The 16,699-nt window shown below is 32.1% G+C and carries 18 protein-coding genes and 2 tRNA genes; 16 read left to right on the top strand and 4 right to left on the bottom strand.

Translation table 11 applies throughout. The annotated features are described in order from the left end of the window. Positions 1–78: 78 nt before the first annotated feature. Positions 79–843 (bottom strand): TSUP family transporter, encoded by a 765-nt coding sequence (locus AC5LAX_RS11760; RefSeq protein WP_115150899.1) that lies wholly within the window; start codon positions 841–843, stop codon positions 79–81. Between the two features lie 162 nt (positions 844–1,005). After that, entirely contained in the window at positions 1,006–2,025 is a 1,020-nt protein-coding gene (locus tag AC5LAX_RS11755; RefSeq protein WP_008539063.1) for a pyridoxal-phosphate dependent enzyme, read from the bottom strand. Positions 2,026–2,426: 401 nt separating this feature from the next. Here AC5LAX_RS11755 and AC5LAX_RS11750 point away from each other — a divergent pair. Together AC5LAX_RS11750 and AC5LAX_RS11745 are read left to right on the top strand one after the other, a co-directional pair. Further along, positions 2,427–2,503 (top strand) — tRNA-Pro (locus tag AC5LAX_RS11750). A 100-nt stretch (positions 2,504–2,603) separates the two neighbouring features. Continuing rightward, positions 2,604–3,782, top strand: coding sequence for an MFS transporter (locus AC5LAX_RS11745; protein WP_117585341.1), 1,179 nt, complete (start codon positions 2,604–2,606; stop codon positions 3,780–3,782). A gap of 71 nt (positions 3,783–3,853) precedes the next feature. Here the strand turns inward: AC5LAX_RS11745 and AC5LAX_RS11740 are convergent, their stop codons facing one another. Further along, entirely contained in the window at positions 3,854–4,819 is a 966-nt protein-coding gene (locus AC5LAX_RS11740) for a type I phosphomannose isomerase catalytic subunit (protein ID WP_008539059.1), read from the bottom strand. 274 nt (positions 4,820–5,093) lie between these two features. Here AC5LAX_RS11740 and AC5LAX_RS11735 point away from each other — a divergent pair, with 274 nt between their 5' ends. The 11 genes from AC5LAX_RS11735 (at position 5,094) to AC5LAX_RS11685 (ending at position 13,512) form a co-directional block, all read left to right on the top strand. Continuing rightward, the gene (locus AC5LAX_RS11735; RefSeq protein ID WP_018998622.1) at positions 5,094–6,005 is read left to right on the top strand and encodes a cation diffusion facilitator family transporter; all 912 of its coding nucleotides are present in this window, start codon (positions 5,094–5,096) and stop codon (positions 6,003–6,005) included. 2 nt (positions 6,006–6,007) lie between these two features. Next, positions 6,008–6,202, top strand: coding sequence for a DUF951 domain-containing protein (locus tag AC5LAX_RS11730; protein ID WP_008539055.1), 195 nt, complete (start codon positions 6,008–6,010; stop codon positions 6,200–6,202). A 72-nt stretch (positions 6,203–6,274) separates the two neighbouring features. Further along, positions 6,275–6,362: transfer RNA gene (locus AC5LAX_RS11725), tRNA-Ser, on the top strand. An 80-nt stretch (positions 6,363–6,442) separates the two neighbouring features. Further along, on the top strand, positions 6,443–6,733 hold the full coding sequence (locus tag AC5LAX_RS11720) for a hypothetical protein (RefSeq protein WP_008539053.1): 291 nt from the start codon (positions 6,443–6,445) through the stop codon (positions 6,731–6,733). A 36-nt stretch (positions 6,734–6,769) separates the two neighbouring features. Further along, positions 6,770–7,993 carry a molybdopterin molybdotransferase MoeA gene (locus tag AC5LAX_RS11715; RefSeq protein ID WP_288909512.1) on the top strand — a complete coding sequence of 408 codons (1,224 nt, stop codon included), beginning with the start codon at positions 6,770–6,772 and terminating at the stop codon, positions 7,991–7,993. Positions 7,994–8,026: 33 nt separating this feature from the next. Continuing rightward, positions 8,027–8,989 (top strand): GTP 3',8-cyclase MoaA, encoded by a 963-nt coding sequence (gene moaA, locus AC5LAX_RS11710; RefSeq protein WP_115150908.1) that lies wholly within the window; start codon positions 8,027–8,029, stop codon positions 8,987–8,989. Positions 8,990–9,051: 62 nt separating this feature from the next. Further along, entirely contained in the window at positions 9,052–10,362 is a 1,311-nt protein-coding gene (locus tag AC5LAX_RS11705; RefSeq protein WP_018998619.1) for a nucleobase:cation symporter-2 family protein, read from the top strand. Positions 10,363–10,512: 150 nt separating this feature from the next. Next, entirely contained in the window at positions 10,513–11,526 is a 1,014-nt protein-coding gene (selD, locus tag AC5LAX_RS11700) for a selenide, water dikinase SelD (protein WP_278849013.1), read from the top strand. A gap of 20 nt (positions 11,527–11,546) precedes the next feature. Continuing rightward, positions 11,547–12,158, top strand: a complete 612-nt coding sequence (gene yedF / locus AC5LAX_RS11695) for a sulfurtransferase-like selenium metabolism protein YedF (RefSeq protein WP_008539041.1) — start codon at positions 11,547–11,549, stop codon at positions 12,156–12,158. Continuing rightward, positions 12,155–13,282, top strand: a complete 1,128-nt coding sequence (locus tag AC5LAX_RS11690; RefSeq protein WP_117585334.1) for an aminotransferase class V-fold PLP-dependent enzyme — start codon at positions 12,155–12,157, stop codon at positions 13,280–13,282. Before yedF ends, AC5LAX_RS11690 begins: the two co-directional genes overlap by 4 nt. After that, a complete protein-coding gene (locus tag AC5LAX_RS11685; RefSeq protein WP_117585333.1) occupies positions 13,270–13,512 on the top strand; it encodes a putative Se/S carrier protein in 243 nt (80 codons plus the stop codon). The genes AC5LAX_RS11690 and AC5LAX_RS11685 overlap by 13 nt, the downstream gene beginning before the upstream one ends. Here AC5LAX_RS11685 and AC5LAX_RS11680 read toward each other — a convergent pair. Further along, a complete protein-coding gene (locus AC5LAX_RS11680) occupies positions 13,509–14,117 on the bottom strand; it encodes a nucleotidyltransferase family protein (RefSeq protein ID WP_288909511.1) in 609 nt (202 codons plus the stop codon). The two genes, AC5LAX_RS11685 and AC5LAX_RS11680, sit on opposite strands and share 4 nt — an antisense overlap. A gap of 28 nt (positions 14,118–14,145) precedes the next feature. Between AC5LAX_RS11680 and yqeC the strand changes: the two genes are divergently transcribed. Genes yqeC through AC5LAX_RS11665 form a run of 3 tightly spaced genes read left to right on the top strand, consistent with a single transcriptional unit; the run spans position 14,146 to position 16,697 of the window. Further along, positions 14,146–14,868 carry a selenium cofactor biosynthesis protein YqeC gene (yqeC, locus tag AC5LAX_RS11675; RefSeq protein ID WP_288909510.1) on the top strand — a complete coding sequence of 241 codons (723 nt, stop codon included), beginning with the start codon at positions 14,146–14,148 and terminating at the stop codon, positions 14,866–14,868. Between the two features lie 33 nt (positions 14,869–14,901). Beyond that, positions 14,902–15,711 (top strand): selenium-dependent molybdenum cofactor biosynthesis protein YqeB, encoded by an 810-nt coding sequence (yqeB, locus tag AC5LAX_RS11670; RefSeq protein ID WP_270520903.1) that lies wholly within the window; start codon positions 14,902–14,904, stop codon positions 15,709–15,711. After that, positions 15,708–16,697: an XdhC family protein gene (locus tag AC5LAX_RS11665; RefSeq protein WP_288909509.1), complete on the top strand. Its 990-nt coding sequence runs from the start codon at positions 15,708–15,710 to the stop codon at positions 16,695–16,697. Before yqeB ends, AC5LAX_RS11665 begins: the two co-directional genes overlap by 4 nt. Positions 16,698–16,699 lie beyond the last annotated feature (2 nt).

Raw genomic sequence — 16,699 nt, 5'->3', positions numbered from 1 at the left:
CAAAGTAAAATCAATATTGCGGGTAGATTTTCTTTTTGGTTCATTTTTCTTTTATATAAAAGAAAAACGAACATTGTATTATTTGAATAAATCGATTACTTGTTTTCCGATTAATACGATGGACATGATGATAAATAAGGTTTTTACGTATGTAGCACCTTTGGCAATGGCCATGCGAGCTCCACAGAAGGCTCCAACCATCATGGCAAGTCCCATAGGAATGGCGTAGGCGAAATCGACAATGCCAGAGCTGATGAAAAATAATGCACCAGCGATATTACTAGCGAAGTTTAAACCACGAGCATTAGCAGCAGCACCGATAAAATCAAAACCTATCCAAAGAAATGCAAATAATAAGAATGTGCCAGTACCAGGGCCGAAAAATCCATCATAAAAGCCAAAAATAAATGCAGCAATAGCGCTTAGTATCCACATTTTTTGACTCATACCATTAAATGTAGCGACTTGACCAAATTCTTTTTTTGTCAAAGTATAGATAGTTACAGCTACAAGTAAAATGATAATCAAGGGACGAAGAAAGTCAGAAGGAATTAATTTTAAAATACTAGCACCACAGATTGAGCCAATGAAAGAAAGTGGTAGTAAATATTTTATAGTAGAAAAATCTACTCTACCAGAGCGAATAAAAGAGGCAAAACCGATTGTAGCACCCATAGAAGCAGACACTTTATTCGTAGCTATAGCTGTAACGGGAGGCATGCCAGTAAATAAAAGTGCAGGTAAAGAAATAAGACCACCACCGCCAACTACAGTATCGATAAAAGCTGCGATAAATCCAGTAACAATTAGAAATAAACACATATAGATATTAATATCTTCCATCAAAACATCCTTTCTAAAAATAAATTTAATTTGAGTTAATTAATAATATATTTTATCATAAATTTTTAGGGATAAAAGGATATATAGTAAGTTATTTTTGATAATGATGGATATGTTGATAAAAAAAGTCAGTTTTAGCTTTTACTAAAACTGACTTTTATTTTAATCTTTGTTACTAGAAGTATTGATACCAGCACCAGTTATTGGAATGATAACACGGTAATTATCTGGTTTTCCTTTTTTGAAATATTTTAAAGCACCAGCAACGGAAGCAGCAGCAGTTGGTTCAATATAGATACCTTTTCTACCTACTTGATGTTGAGCTTCGATAATTTCTTCATCATCTACAGTGAGGACTTCACCATTGCTACGAGTAATTGCCATGAGCATTTCTTTTAAACGCATTGGTTTTTCTACACGTATGGAATCAGCTATAGTATAACCAACTTTGGAACCTTTGCGTTTTTTCTTGAATGCATTATATAAAGGACAGCAATTTTCGCTTTGAACAGCGATGAATTTTGGTAAACGACCAATTTCTTCAAATCCATAATAAAGACCGAGAAGCATTGTACCATTACCAACAGGAAGGAAAATATATTCAGGTACATGGTCATTTAATTGATGGTAAATTTCATAAGCTAGAGATTTTATTCCTTCGAAGAATAAAGGATTATAGACATGAGAAGCATAATATGTTTTAGATTTTGTAGCTTCTTTTTGAGCTGTTTTGGCTGCGGTATCACGATTACCAATAACAAGGCGAATTTGAGCACCAAATGTTTCAATTTGTTTTAATTTGCCTTCAGCTATATTTTCAGGTACATAAGCAGTACATTTCATATTTGCCGCAGCTGCGTAAGCTGCTATAGCAGAAGCTGCATTTCCTGAAGAATCTTCAATTATGTGTTTTATGCCTAGATTTTTTAGTATGCTAATCATTGTCTTGGCACCACGGGCTTTGAAAGAACCTGTTGGATTTAAGTTTTCCATTTTAAAGAAAAACTCTTGTTTACCAAATTTTATAGGTATAAGCGGTGTTTCAATTTCTCCAATAGAAACTTCTGGTGTTATAGGATCAGTGTTATTTTTATATAATCTAAATAAACCACCACAAGAACAATGGTAAGAAATTGAATTTAATGGATATTCTTTTTTACATTTTTCACAATAAAAATGCATACTAATCATCTCCTAGAAATATTTTTGTAACATAAAATGGGAATTTATTCCTTTGTAGATTTAAGGAAATATTAAAAAATATATTAATATTTAATAAATTAATGAGCGTTATATGTAGGTCATAATTAGATTATTAAGTATATAAATATATATTCTATAGAATAAAATATTTTTCCTTTTAAAATTTTAAATAATGATGAATTTATTAAAAAAGATATAGAAAAAATACAAAAACTTTTGTATGATTATAGTTAAACATGAAAAAAAGCCTTAATTTATAAGGTTTTTTCAGCTATAAAAACTTTTTTAAAATTTTTTATAAAAAAATTAAAAAAAGGTGTTGACATTTCCTCGTAAAGGTCATATAATAATACATGTTCTCACGGGGAACAAGTGAGAAACGGGGCATGGCTCAGTTTGGTAGAGCACCTGGCTTGGGACCAGGGGGTCGCAGGTTCGAATCCTGCTGCTCCGACCATTAGAAATTATAGGAAGCGAAAGCTTCCTTTTTTTGTTTATTAGCGAAGGCATAAGCTTTCGCTTTTTTTATAAATAAATTTAATTTCGAGGTATACATAATGTCAACTGAAGTAGTAGTTAAGAAATCTTATTTGCAAGTTATTTTATTAGCAATGGGTCATTTTTTTAATGATTTTTATTGTAATTTTTTACCTATCTTATTGCCGATTTTAATACCTAAATTGGGCTTATCACTTACCTTAAGTGGTGCGTTAGTTATGGTTATGTCTTTATCTGCAAATGTGTTACAGCCTGTTTTTGGTTATTTTATGGATAAATATAATTTTAATAAGATTATGCCACTGATTATTCCTTTTGGAGCTGTATTTATCTGTCTTACTAATTGGGCAAGTAATTTTATTGTATTAGCTGTTTTGATTGGACTTAGTGGATTGGCTGTTTCTACATTTCATCCTATGGGTGCTGGTTTAGTCAGCAAAGTGGCACCTGATGGAAAAATATCAACATGTATCTCAATATTTGTAGCTGGTGGCAGTTTTGGTTTTGCATTGGCTCCTATTTTATTAGTTTATTTTATGCAGATGTACAGTTTGGATTATTTACCTATATTGATTATACCTGCAATTATTTTAGGTGTATTGATGTATAGTTCAGGATTATCTAAAGCGCGTTTTGTCAATGAACAAGTAGCTAAGAATATGCATTTTAATTTAGCTCAAATTTTGCAAAATAAACCGTTAATGTTGCTTAATATATCCATGGGACTTAGAGCATGGTTATTTACAGCTCTAGTTACATTTTTACCTTTATGGGCAATAGAAAAAGGTTGTGATAATACTTTAAGTGGTTGGATTTTGACAATATATTTATGTGGTTCTGTAATCGGTGGTTTAATCGGTGGAGCGTTAAATGATAAAATCGGCTATAAAAAAGTAATTTTGTGGGCTTTGATATTTACATTAATCCCTACAATGTATTTCTTGTTTGCACAACAAATAGATATATTGATGTATATTGCTTTATTTGTTGGTGGTGGCTTAGTCATGGCAGCAAATCCAGGAGCTATAGTTTGGGGTCAGGATTTATTGCCAGATAATCCAGGTATGGCTTCCGGTATGATGCTCGGTTTATCTTTTGGTCTTGGTGGTTTTGGCACAATGCTTACAGGCTCACTTGCTGAAAGTTATGGACTTACTATGGCATTAGCATTGACTGCTATATTATTAGTTATAAGTATTGTATTAGTTTATTTAACTCCAGAAAAAAGAAGACAATAAATTTATTATGTTGAAATATAAAAAAGGCAAGTAATTTGATTTACTTGCCTTTTGCTTTTATTATATTGTAATCATAATGTAGTTAAGATAAATTCACCTGTGCCGTTTAAGATATATTCACCCATATCAGCAGGAATAAATACACTTTCGCCTTTGGTGATAGTGAAGCTATCATTTCCGTAAGTCAATGCTATTTGTCCATCTAAAACTAAGATAGAATGGAAACTATCTTTTTTAGCATTTAATGAGCAATTGCCGTGTAAATCAAAATGACTTACATTGAATAATTCACATTGTGCGAGAATTGTTAAATCATAATCTGCAAAAGCTGTGAGTTTGGCGATAGGTTCAGGTTTTCTAGTTGGTGGTTCAAGTTTAGTTACAGCGAGAGCTTTTTCAATATGAAGTTCACGAAGTTTACCGTCTTTGCCCACACGACCATAATCATATACACGATAAGTAGAATTGGAACTTTGTTGAATTTCTGCAATCAATGCTCCTGCACCAATAGCATGGAGTGTACCTGCTTCGATGAAAAATACATCACCTTTTTTTATTGGCACTTGGTTGCAAACTTCAAGAAGAGTATTATCTTTGATACGACGTTCAAATTCCTGGTGAGAAATTTCATGAGTAAATCCATAGATTAAAGTAGCATCTGGAGTTGCGTCCATTACATACCACATTTCAGTTTTACCAGATTCGCCTTCGTGTAAAAGTGCATATTTATCATCTGGGTGAACTTGTACAGATAAACTTTGTTTAGCATCAATAAATTTAATTAAAATAGGGAAATCTTTATCTTTAGGAGCTTTTGTACCAATTACTTGTTTGCCTACTGTTTCAATATATTGGGCTAAAGTTTTACCAGAAAATTCGCCATTACTGATAATGCTTTGTCCATCATGATGGCAAGATAATTCCCAGCTTTCAGCTACAGGATCAATATCAGTTTGTTTATTAAATTCATCGCGTAATCTTGTACCGCCCCATAGATAATCTTTAAAAGCTGCATTTAGTTTTAATGGGTAAAGCATTATATCAAATCCTTTCAATTCGCTTAAATAAAATACTAATTTTATCTTATCATTAATTTAATTTTTGTCTAGTAAATTTATGTTAATTTTTATATTATTTAGAAATTCTAAACAATATGTTTTACTTTACATATATTTTTCCGTGTGTTAGGATATAAATAATATTTTTTGTCAAATCTGCACATCTAAATGAGATGTTGCAGATTTTTTGCTATGAAAAACTTTTTGAATGATAATTAATAGCATTTATATTTTTAGGGGATGGGTGATTTTTATGACAGATGCAAATACTTTAAAACGTAATACGGCATGGCTGTCTATTATGTCGAATACTTTATTAGTTATTTTAAAACTAGCTGTTGGTTTATATGTAGGCGCAGTAAGTTTAGTCTCAGAAGCACTTCATTCAGGTGTGGATTTGATAGCTGCTTTTATTGCTTTTTGGGCTGTGCGCAAAGCTGTAGTACCACCAGATAAAGAACATGATTATGGTCATGGTAAATTTGAAAATTTATCATCAGCAGTAGAAGCGTTATTGATTGTAGCCACTGCTATCTTTATTATTTATGAAGCAATACACAAATTTAATACACCATTAGACCCAGAATTTTTACAATATGGTATTTATATCATGTTTATTTCTATTGTAGTAAATATAATTGTTTCTCGTCGTTTGATTGCTGTAGCAAAAAAAACTGATTCTCAAGCATTAGAAGCCGATGGATTGCATCTTCAAGCAGATGTTTGGACTTCTGTAGGTGTTTTATTAGGTCTTGTAGGTATGAAAGTCTTTGGCTTTTTATGGTTAGACCCTGTTATTGCAATTATAGTGGCTTTGATTATATTCCGTGCTGGTTATAAAATGGTAGTAGATAGTGCAAGAGAATTGACTGATAGCAGTTTATCTCAAGAAGATGAAGCGATTATTGGAGAAATAATTTTATCACATAAAGGATTAAAAGGTTATCATCATTTACGCACTAGAAAATCTGGTTCCGATAGACTTTTAGATGTGCATGTTACTTTTGATAAAGATATGCACTTAGAAGAAGTTCATAATATTTGTGATGATATTGAATGCAAGATAAGAAATAGATTTGGTGGATTTGATATTACTATTCACCCAGAACCAGTAGATGAAAATGGTTCAGTCATAAAAAAAAACTACGTTGAAGCAGTGAGGTAAAGATGGTGGAAAAAGTTCAATATAAAGTAAATGATGTAGTGCGTATGAAAAAAAAGCATCCATGTGGTAGTGATACATGGACAATACTTAGAGTGGGTATGGATTTTGGTCTAAAATGTAATGGTTGTGGTCATTTTGTAATGATGCCTCGTGTAAAATTTGAGAAAATGGCTAAGGCTATAGTGACTGAAGAATAATAAATCTAGGTATTGTATTTTGATTTTGACAATGATATAATTTTTGTGGTTCTAATCATATCATGAATAAGTGGAGAGGTGTCCGAGTGGTCGAAGGTGATTGACTCGAAATCAATTGTACCGAGAGGTACCGTGGGTTCGAATCCCACCCTCTCTGCCATATGTGCATAATAGACCTGCTCATAAGAGCAGGTCTTTTTTGTTTTTATCTGAAAATAAAGATTGAAGGTGGGTAAAAAGATGGTAGAATGTTCGATTTGTCATAAACATATTGATGAAAAAGTAGCTTTAGTCAATACTGATAAAGATGGCAATAAACGTGTTATTTGCCAAGAGTGTTTTAAACAAGAAGCAGGCGTAGATTATGAAACTTTTGCTTACCGTAAAGAAAATGCTAAACAAATTTCAATCGCAGTTATTATTTGTTTGGTGATGACCATTTATGCTTTTGTTGAAAAAGGACCATTGTATGGAGCTTTAGGACTTGTTTTAACTGTACTTATATATTTCTTTTCTGGAAAGATAAAATAATAAAAAATATAAGTAACATAATTATGAGGTGATATTATGGCTTATCGTGAATATGTAGAAAAGGGTTATATGCCTTCTCGAGAAATGATGAAAAAATTTCTCATAGAGCAGATAGACTTTAAACGAAATTTTGAAGTTGTGGATTTATATAATGCTGTAGATAAAGTCAGTGCTGAAGATGTAAAGGCAAAAGTCATTTTACCTAAATTGCCAGTGAGCAAAATGGATGGCATCGGTGTTTGTTTTGCAGATTTTAAAGATGGCATACCAGATACTAAAAATTGGCAAGAAGGCAAGGAATATATTTTTGCCAATACTGGCTGTGTAGTGCCAGAGCCATATGATACAGTTATTTTAATAGAAGATGTCCGTTTTGTAGATGGTAAATTAAAAATTTTAGCTAAACCTGAAACAAAGGGACAGTTAATCGACCCACCAGGAAGTCTTATCGGTAAAGATGAAGTTTTAGTAAATAAATATGAAAAAATCACAGCACCTCAAGTCGGTTTATTAGCATCAGGCGGTATTAAAGAAGTAAAAGTTATAGCAAGACCAAAGATTGCATTTATTCCTACTGGTGATGAATTAGTTTCATGGCAAAGTGAAGATTATCCAGTAGATAAAAATATAGAGTCAAATAGCATGATGTTATCTGCTTTTTGTAAACAATATCAAGCAGATTTAACTATATTTCCGATAATCCCTGATGATAAAGAAAAAATAAAAGAAGCTCTTACAAAAGCAAGTGAAATAGCAGATATTATCTTAATAAATGCAGGTTCTTCTAAAGGAACAAAGGATTTTACGCTTGATTTATTAGAAACAGAAGGTGAAGTTTTAGTTTACGAATTAGGTTGTAGACCAGGTAAACATTCTAGCTTCTCTAAATTTAACCAAAAACCAGTATTAGGCATTGCAGGCCCTCCAAATGGTGCAGAATTAGCTATGCGTTTTTATTTAAAAGCTATTATGCAAGCATATTATCATCAAAAATTAAGCAGTTTGGAAACAGTAAACGTAACTGTAGATTTTGATTTTACAGCACCGAAAAATGCAGATTTTTGCTTGCAAGTTCATATTTTTAAACAAGATGATAAATATCATGCGCAAATAATTAATCCTAAAGGAGTAACAAGAGCTACTTTATTGCAAAAATATAACGGTTTCATCTATCAATTAAAAGGTACAAGTTTAAATGTAGGCGATGAAGTAACTGCTGAATTGATAGTTGAACGCAAAGAGATAGAAAATCAAAATTAAGCTTATGTAAAATAGAAATGATGAGGATTTTGAATGCAAGATTGTTTTAAGCGTAATATAGATTACTTGCGTGTATCACTTACAAGTAATTGCAATTTACGTTGCCAGTATTGTATGCCAGAGCAAAAAATAAAGCAGACAGAAGAAATGCTTTCGCAAAAAGATTTAATACATTTAGTGGAATTAATCAGTTCAACGGGTATAAAAAAAATAAGGCTCACTGGTGGAGAGCCATTATTATATCCAAATATTGAAGATTTAATAATAAGATTTAAAGCAATACAAGGTATAGAAAAAATAGTATTGACTACAAATGGCATATTGTTATCTAATAAAGTAGATGTTTTGAAAAAAGCTGGTATAAGTGGTATAAATTTAAGTTTAGATTGTATTGATAAAGATTTATTTAGAGAAATTACACGTGGCGGAGATATAGATAAAGTTATATTAGGAATAAAATTAGCTCAAAAAGAAAATATTTCTTTAAAAATCAACAGTGTAATTATGCAGGGTATAAATGAAAAAGAGATAATTCCCTTGATTGAATTTGCCAATGATAATAAAATAGATTTGCGTTTTATCGAGTTAATGCCGATGAATGTGGCAAAGAATTTTAAAGCGGTAAAAGAAGATGATTTAAAAGCTATAATTAGCAAAAAATATGGAGCTTTAAAACAAATAGATGTATTTGAAGGCCCAGCACATTATTATCAAGTAGAAAATTTATCAATAAAAATAGGATTTATTTCTGCATTATCACATAAATTTTGTGCTAATTGCAATCGTTTACGATTGACATCAACAGGCATATTAAAACCTTGTCTACATTATAATAGTGGTGTTAATTTAAATGATTTATTGAAAAAGAATGTAACAGATGAAGAAATTTTAGCGATAATAAAGGATACTATTTATCATAAACCTAAAAATCATCACTTAGAAAATGAAGCTTTTTCACAAAAAGAAGATAAATCTATGTCTTTAATTGGTGGATAAGTGATATAATAAATAAATATCACTATATTATATATTTTAATTGAATACAGGAGGTATTTTTAATGAACAAATCTGTACATCCAGTTGATGAAAGATTGCCATTAGGTCAAACGTTTCTCTATGGTCTTCAGCATGTATTAGCAATGTATGCTGGTGCGGTAGCGGTACCACTTATCGTGGCGAATGCTATCGGTCTTAGTACAGAGGATTTAATTTATTTGATTAATGCAGACTTATTTACTGCTGGTATTGCGACTTTAATTCAGACTTTGGGTCCATGTAAAATGGGAAGTAAATTACCAATTGTGCAAGGTGTAACATTTGCAGCTGTTTCGCCGATGATAATGATTGGTCAAGCTGATGGGTTAACAGCGATTTATGGTGCTGTTATAGCCAGCGGGTTGTTCATGTTTTTAATGTCTCCATTTTTTAGCAGATTGGTTGGCTTTTTCCCTCCAGTAGTAACTGGTAGTGTTATTACAATTATTGGTTTGTCTTTATTGCCAGTAGCAGTAAGATGGGCTGGTGGCGGTAATCCAGCTGCTGCAGATTTTGGAAGTATTCCAACTTTATTGTTATCTGCTTTTGTTTTATTGTTAGTAATTATATTCTATCGTTGGTTTTCTGGTGTATGGAGAAATATTTCCGTATTGTTAGCATTAGTAATAGGTACAGTAGTAGCTTCTTTCTGTGGTTATACAGATTTTAGCCATATCGGTAAAGCTGATTGGCTAGGTCTTGTTACTCCTCTTCATTTTGGTGTACCAACTTTTGATATTCCAGCAATTATTGTAATGATTTTAGTTATCTTAGTTGTTATGACAGAAACTACTGGTGATATTATCGCTGTAGGTGCTATCGTAGGTAGACCAGCAGATCAAAAAACAATTACAAGAGGTCTTCGTGCTGATGGTTTCTCCACTTTACTTGGTGGTATCTTAAATACTTTCCCTTATACAGCATTTGCTCAAAATATTGGTCTTATTACACTCACAAATGTAAAAAGCCGTTTTGTTGTAGCTGGTTCTGGTGTAATTTTAATGTTATTAGGTTTATTCCCTAAAATGGCAGCTTTAGTTGCATGTATTCCAGCTCCTGTACTTGGTGGTGCTGGTATCGCTATGTTTGGTATGGTAGCAGCAAATGGTATTCGTGTATTGGCGAAAGTTGAATACGAAGGCGAAGGCAATTATAATGTCTTAATCGTAGGTATCAGCCTTGCAATGGGTCTTTTATCCATGGCTGTTCCTGAAATCTTCAAACATTTAACTGGCATTTGGAGCATTATCTTCCATAGTGGTATTACAATCGGAAGTTTAACAGCAATTATTTTAAATGCTATTTTAAATAGAAATAATAAATTAAAAAAATAATAAATAATAAAAGAAACTCCTTTAGTTTTTAGCTAAAGGAGTTTTTTATTGTTAGGAAATATGTGGTAAACTTTTATTAAATCATTTGATAAAAAAGTAAAAATAAAATTTTTATAAATTTAATTGATTGAAATTGGGAGGAGGATATTTATGATTTTTTGTAAAAGTGGTGGTTGTAGTGCCAAATTAGGGCCGAAGGTTTTAAGTAAAGTTTTATCTAAATTGCCTAAATTTGAAGATGAAAATTTATTAGTGGGTTTTGATTCAAGTGATGATGCTTCTGTATATAAATTGACAGATGATATTGCAATGATACAGACATTAGATTTTTTCCCACCGATGGTAAATGACCCTTATATTTTTGGGCAAATAGCAGCAACAAATGCAGTAAGTGATATTTATGCTATGGGTGGCATAGTAAAAACTGCACAGAATATAGTGTGTTTTCCTGAAAATGAAGATTTAAATATTTTAGGGCAGATAATGGCTGGCGGAGCTAGTAAAATTATGGAAGCTGGCGGAATTTTATCTGGCGGTCATTCTGTAAATGATGAAAGTATAAAATATGGTTTGGCAGTAACAGGTATTGTCAATCCTCAAAAAATATATCAAAATAATACTATAGAATTAAATGATGATTTAATTTTAACAAAACCACTAGGTGTAGGTATTATTATGGCGGCAAATTCTGTCGGTGAAGCAAGTGATGAGGCTATGCAAAAAGCTATAAAATCCATGACTACTTTAAATAAAAAGACGGCAGAAATCATGACTGATTATGATGTTCATGCTTGCACTGATGTAACAGGATTTGGTTTTATTTGTCATCTTTTAGAAATGGTAGCTAAAGATTATAGTGTAGATGTTTATGCAGATAAATTGCCAATTATCAAAGAAGCTTTGACTTATGCAGATAATTTTTTAATCACAAGTGCAGGTCAGAGAAATCGCAATTTTGCAGGAGATAGAGTTTCTTTTGCAGACGAAATATCTTTTGCTATGCAAGAAGTTTTATTCGACCCACAAACTTCTGGCGGTTTATTGATAAGCGTAAATTCTAAGGATAGTAAATCTTTAGTGGAAGAAATGCAAAAAGCAGATATAGATGCTCATATTGTGGGCAAGGTGACAAATTTAAATAAATATAAAATAAATGTTATGTAATTTTTTTAGAGGTGATTTTTATGGAAAAAACTATAGATGCTAGAGGTCAGGCTTGTCCAAAACCGCTTGTAATGGCTAGAGATACATTAAAAACTTTGACACAAGATGATAAATTAAATGTAGTTGTTGACAATTTAGTTTCTGCACAGAATTTGGAAAAAATGGCAAGCCAGATGAATTTACCATCTCAAAAAGTACAACAAGGTACAGATTATATAGTATCTTTGTTCGTAAAAAAATCCATGTTCATTCCTCAACAAGAAGAAATAAAATGTGAAGTGCCAACAAAGACAGATAATTCTTTTGTCGTTGTAGTCAGCAGTAATGTAATGGGTCATGGCGATGATAAATTAGGCAGTATTTTGATTAAAGGCTTTATTTATTCTTTGACTTGTTTAGAAACTTTACCTAAAGCTGTTATTTTTTATAATAGTGGTGTTAAATTAGCAGTTGAAGGTTCTGAAGTATTAGAGGACTTAAAGACTTTAGCTGATGCTGGTGTAGAAATAGTAGCTTGTGGCACTTGTTTAGAATTTTATCAGTTAAAAGAAAAATTAGCTGTAGGTAAAATCGTAAATATGCTTGATATTGTAGAGCGTCAAGCAAAAGCGACGAAAGTGGTAAAACCATGATTTATTTTGACCAAGCAGCAACGAGTTATTATCGTCCAGATTGTGTAGTTACTGCTGTTATTGAAGCGTTAGCTAATGCTGGCAATTCATCAAGAAGTGCAACAGGGCCATCTATTTGGTCTTCGCGAATTGTTTATGAAGCACGTGAAAAAATTGCTACTTTATTTAATGCAAAACCAGAAAATGTGGCATTTACTTCTGGGGTAACAGAAAGTTTGAATTTAGTCATAGCATCTTTTTTTAATAAAGGGCATATCATAACTACAGCAAATGACCATAATTCTGTATTGCGTCCATTATATCTGCGTGATGGTGATTTGGATTTAACCATAATTCCTGTAGATAAAGATGGAAATTTTGAATATGAATTGCTGGAAAGAGCTTTTCGTCCTGATACTTTGGCTGTGATTACAACAGGAGCATCAAATGTTACGGGTAATCTCATGGATATACAGCGTATAGGAACTATAGCTCATGAACATAATGCTTTATTTATTTTAGATGCTGCTCAAGTAGCTGGTTTAATACCGATTGACATGGAAAATTTCAACATAGATATTTTATGTTTTACAGGTCATAAAGAATTATTTGCTCCGCAAGGTACAGGTGGTATAGTTTTGCGAGAAGGTCTTCACCCTGTACCTGTAAAAGTTGGTGGCAGTGGTTTTTATAGTTTTGCGAAAAATCACCCAGATATGATGCCAAATGTATTTGAAGCGGGAACAGCTAATGTTCATGGTATTGCAGGACTGAATGCTTCTGTAGATTGGATTTTAAAAAATGGTTTAGATACAGATGCACTTTTGTTGGCAAAAGATTTTTATGAAGGTCTAAAAAATATTGAAGATGTAAAAATCTATGGCTGTTTTAAAAGAAATCGCGTACCAGTGATAAGTTTTAATATCAAAGATATAGATTCTTCAATAGTTGCAGATAGATTATGGATGGAATATAGCATTGCTGTCCGCAGTGGTATACACTGTGCGCCACTTATTCATCAGGCTTTAGGAACTGATAAACAAGGCACAGTGCGTTTTAGTTTTTCAAGATTTAATACACAAGAAGAAGTAAAACAAGCATTAATAGCAATAAAAGAAATCAGGGACGATTTATGTCAAGATTAAGAAAATCTTTAAAATTAGTGATAACATTTGATAATCCGACGCATGCTTTTGCTTTTGAATCTGCTTGTAAAAAAGGAAATATCGCTGGCAGATTATTGCCTGTACCTGTGGAGCTTACAGGTGGCTGTGGCATTGGTTGGACTAGTAAAATAGAAGATAAATCTATAGTAGAAGATTTTATAAAACAAAATAATTTAGCAGTTGGTCATATTTTAGAGCTTGAGTTTTAGTCTTGAAGTTCATTTAATATAGATAATGTATCTATGTCTACTAATTCTTTAGCAGAATTCACTTCGACTAAAGTTAATTCATCAAGATGTTTTTGAATGACAACGCGACCGCCTTTATCTCCATGGATAGCGAGTAATTCTGGCACGTATTTTTGAGCGAAAATCACAGGATTACCTCTTTTTCCTTTATGCGATAGAGCGCAGATATTATCTTTTTTTTGCCATATTTGATAAAGTTTATTTAGGCTTGCAAATGTCAAAAATGGTTGGTCGCAAACGATGAATAAATAGCCGTCAATATTATTATCATTTGTATTATCAGCAGAAGATAATTGTTGGCTGGCTTTTATGGCTAATTGCATAGAATGAGATTGACCCAAATGAGTATCATAGTTAGGAACAACTATTATATTTGGGTCAATTTTTTTGGTGATTTCAGGATATTTAGTAACTAAAATTGTTTGTTTGGAATTTAGTTTTTTGATTAAATTTAAAGTATATTGATACATAGGAATATTATTTATAGGATAAAGCAATTTATTAGCACCGAAACGAGAGCTATTGCCAGCAGCTAAAATAACAACGCATAGAGATTTTTTATACATAGAAAACACCTCATAGGAGAATAAATTTATGTTTTTAGAATATACAAAGAAAAAGTTAATTAATAAAAGTATAGTAGAGTATTTGCAAGTGAAAAATCAAGATATAATTTCTATATCTGGTGCAGGTGGTAAAACTTCTACAATAAAATTATTAGCTAAAAATTTAGTGCGTGAACATAAGAAAATTTTGATTACAACAACGACAAAGATGTTTAAAACAGCAGATGCTATAACGATAAGAGATAAAAATTTATTAAAGCAAAAATTAAAACAGCAAAATTGGGTATTTACTGGTCAAGATTATGGCAAAAAGATAAGTTCATGGGACGAAGAATTTTTACAAGAAATCGTATCTTTGGCAGATATAACTTTGATTGAAGCTGATGGAGCAAAAAGATTGCCATTTAAATTCCCTAAACAAAAAGAACCAGTATATATATCTTCATCAAATAAAGTGGTATATATCGTAGGCATGAGTGCATTAAATCAGCCATTAAAATCTTTATGTAGAGCCGAACTTTTAGCAAAGTTTTTACAAAAGCAAGTAAACGAAAATCTGACAAAAAATGATATAATAAAAGTGATATCAAGTGAACAAGGGGCAAGAAAAGATATAGGTAAGCGAGAGTTTTTCGTTATTTTAAATCAAGTTGATACTTTGCTTGCTTTAAAAGAGGCTATATTTATAGCTGAAAAATTGACAGAATGTAAAATAAAAGTGGCGATAAGTAGTTATCGTGATGAGTTTTAGAAAGTAAAAATAGAGAAGGTAAAGGTAATTTTAATGGAAAAAATATTGATAAAAGGCGCTGGCGATTTAGCATCAGGTATTGCTTGGCGATTACAACGAGCAGGATTTCCGATTATTATGACGGAGATAGAAAAGCCTTTGACTGTGAGATTGACAGTGTCTTATTCTAATGCTGTTTATGAAAATGAAGTGAATATAGAAGGCATAAAAGGAAAGTTAGTAAATAGTTATCAAGAGGCACAAGAAGTTATCGCACAAGATAAAATTGCTGTAATTGTTGATGAAAATGCTGATATTGCGAAAGAATATAAACCAGATATTATCATTGATGCTATAATGGCTAAGAAAAATATAAATACAAAAATTGATGATGCACCGATTGTCATTGCTGTAGGGCCTGGATTTACAGCTAAAAAAGATTGCGATTATGTTATCGAAACGAAAAGAGGTCATTTCTTAGGTAAGGTAATCGAAGATGGCAGTGCTATAAAAAATACAGGTGTTCCAGGGAATATTGGTGGTTATACTGTAGAGCGAATTATCAGAGCTAATGGCGAGGGCGTATTTAAATCCGTAGCAAAAATTGGTGATTTTGTAAAAAAAGGCGATATTGTAGCCTATGTTGATGATAGAGAAGTAACAGCCTTAATAGATGGTATTGTTCGCGGTATGTTGCATGATGGCATTGTAGTTACAGATAAGATGAAATGTGGAGATATTGATCCACGAGCAGAGCAAAGTCATTGTTTTAGCATATCTGATAAATCTAGAGCTATAGGTGGCGGTGCTTTAGAAGCTGTATTATATGGCTTGAAAAATTTGAGAAAGCAGGGCAAAAAATGATTACAATAAAAGCTTTTTGGCAAAAAGTGCAAATGCAATTAAAAGCAAATAATCCTGTAATTTTGGCAATGGTCATGGAGAAAAAAGGCTCTGCTCCGCGTGGAGTGGGTGCACATATGCTTATTTTATCTGATGGCTCAATGGTGGATACAATTGGCGGTGGCCCTTTAGAATATTTGGCGATACAGGAAGCTAAACAAAATTTAAAAAATGGTAAATCCATAGTGCAGACTTTTTCTTTGAATAATGCTACTGCTGGTGAATACGGTATGGTTTGTGGCGGTCAGTTGACAGTTGCTCTATATTATTTACAGCAAAAAGATTTAGTTCAAGTGGAAAAAGCATTGACTTTAATCAATACGAAAAATAAAATCGTTTTGAGTTTAAGTTGGCAAAATGAAAACTTTGATTTTAAAGTTTATGATTTAGCGGAAAGTTTTGCTTTGAAAGAAAAGTTGACTAAAAAATCTTTATTGCAGATGGATACAACAAATCAATCTGGGCAGTATTTAGAAATCATGAAGCAAAGCCCTAGAGTTTATCTATTTGGTGGCGGATATGTGGCTCAAGAGGTCGCAAAATTATTGCCAAATTTAGAATTTGAATATATCGTGCTTGAAGAACGCAGTGAATTTGCAAAAAAAGAATTATTTCCAGATGCTAAACGCATTGTAGTTGTAGATTATGCAGATTTTAGTAATCAAGTGGAAATAAAAAACAGCGATTATGTAATAGTTGTGACTAATGGTCATACGAAAGATACCTTGGTTTTAGAAAGTTTATTGAAAAATCCTCCAGCATATATTGGTGTGATTGGCAGTAGACATAAAAAAATTCATGTAGAAAATTATTTAGCTGAAAAAGGCTTTAGCGAAGATTTAATAAAACAAATTATCATGCCTATAGGGCTAGATATTAAAGCGGAAACACCTTCCGAAATTGCAATTAGTATTGTAGCTCAGTTAATTCAAAAAAGAGCTCAGTAAAA

The sequence above is a fragment of the Megamonas sp. genome (assembly GCF_986095205.1).
The sequence above is the reverse complement of the archived record's forward strand: the minus strand, read 5'-3'. Positions and strand labels throughout refer to the sequence as shown.

Coding starts and splice junctions, on each gene's coding strand:
- AC5LAX_RS11760 (WP_115150899.1), bottom strand. CDS start 843: ATGGAAGATATTAATATCTATATGTGTTTATTTCTAATTGTTACTGGA.
- AC5LAX_RS11755 (WP_008539063.1), bottom strand. CDS start 2,025: ATGCATTTTTATTGTGAAAAATGTAAAAAAGAATATCCATTAAATTCA.
- AC5LAX_RS11745 (WP_117585341.1), top strand. CDS start 2,604: ATGTCAACTGAAGTAGTAGTTAAGAAATCTTATTTGCAAGTTATTTTA.
- AC5LAX_RS11740 (WP_008539059.1), bottom strand. CDS start 4,819: ATGCTTTACCCATTAAAACTAAATGCAGCTTTTAAAGATTATCTATGG.
- AC5LAX_RS11735 (WP_018998622.1), top strand. CDS start 5,094: ATGACAGATGCAAATACTTTAAAACGTAATACGGCATGGCTGTCTATT.
- AC5LAX_RS11730 (WP_008539055.1), top strand. CDS start 6,008: ATGGTGGAAAAAGTTCAATATAAAGTAAATGATGTAGTGCGTATGAAA.
- AC5LAX_RS11720 (WP_008539053.1), top strand. CDS start 6,443: ATGGTAGAATGTTCGATTTGTCATAAACATATTGATGAAAAAGTAGCT.
- AC5LAX_RS11715 (WP_288909512.1), top strand. CDS start 6,770: ATGGCTTATCGTGAATATGTAGAAAAGGGTTATATGCCTTCTCGAGAA.
- moaA (WP_115150908.1), top strand. CDS start 8,027: ATGCAAGATTGTTTTAAGCGTAATATAGATTACTTGCGTGTATCACTT.
- AC5LAX_RS11705 (WP_018998619.1), top strand. CDS start 9,052: ATGAACAAATCTGTACATCCAGTTGATGAAAGATTGCCATTAGGTCAA.
- selD (WP_278849013.1), top strand. CDS start 10,513: ATGATTTTTTGTAAAAGTGGTGGTTGTAGTGCCAAATTAGGGCCGAAG.
- yedF (WP_008539041.1), top strand. CDS start 11,547: ATGGAAAAAACTATAGATGCTAGAGGTCAGGCTTGTCCAAAACCGCTT.
- AC5LAX_RS11690 (WP_117585334.1), top strand. CDS start 12,155: ATGATTTATTTTGACCAAGCAGCAACGAGTTATTATCGTCCAGATTGT.
- AC5LAX_RS11685 (WP_117585333.1), top strand. CDS start 13,270: ATGTCAAGATTAAGAAAATCTTTAAAATTAGTGATAACATTTGATAAT.
- AC5LAX_RS11680 (WP_288909511.1), bottom strand. CDS start 14,117: ATGTATAAAAAATCTCTATGCGTTGTTATTTTAGCTGCTGGCAATAGC.
- yqeC (WP_288909510.1), top strand. CDS start 14,146: ATGTTTTTAGAATATACAAAGAAAAAGTTAATTAATAAAAGTATAGTA.
- yqeB (WP_270520903.1), top strand. CDS start 14,902: ATGGAAAAAATATTGATAAAAGGCGCTGGCGATTTAGCATCAGGTATT.
- AC5LAX_RS11665 (WP_288909509.1), top strand. CDS start 15,708: ATGATTACAATAAAAGCTTTTTGGCAAAAAGTGCAAATGCAATTAAAA.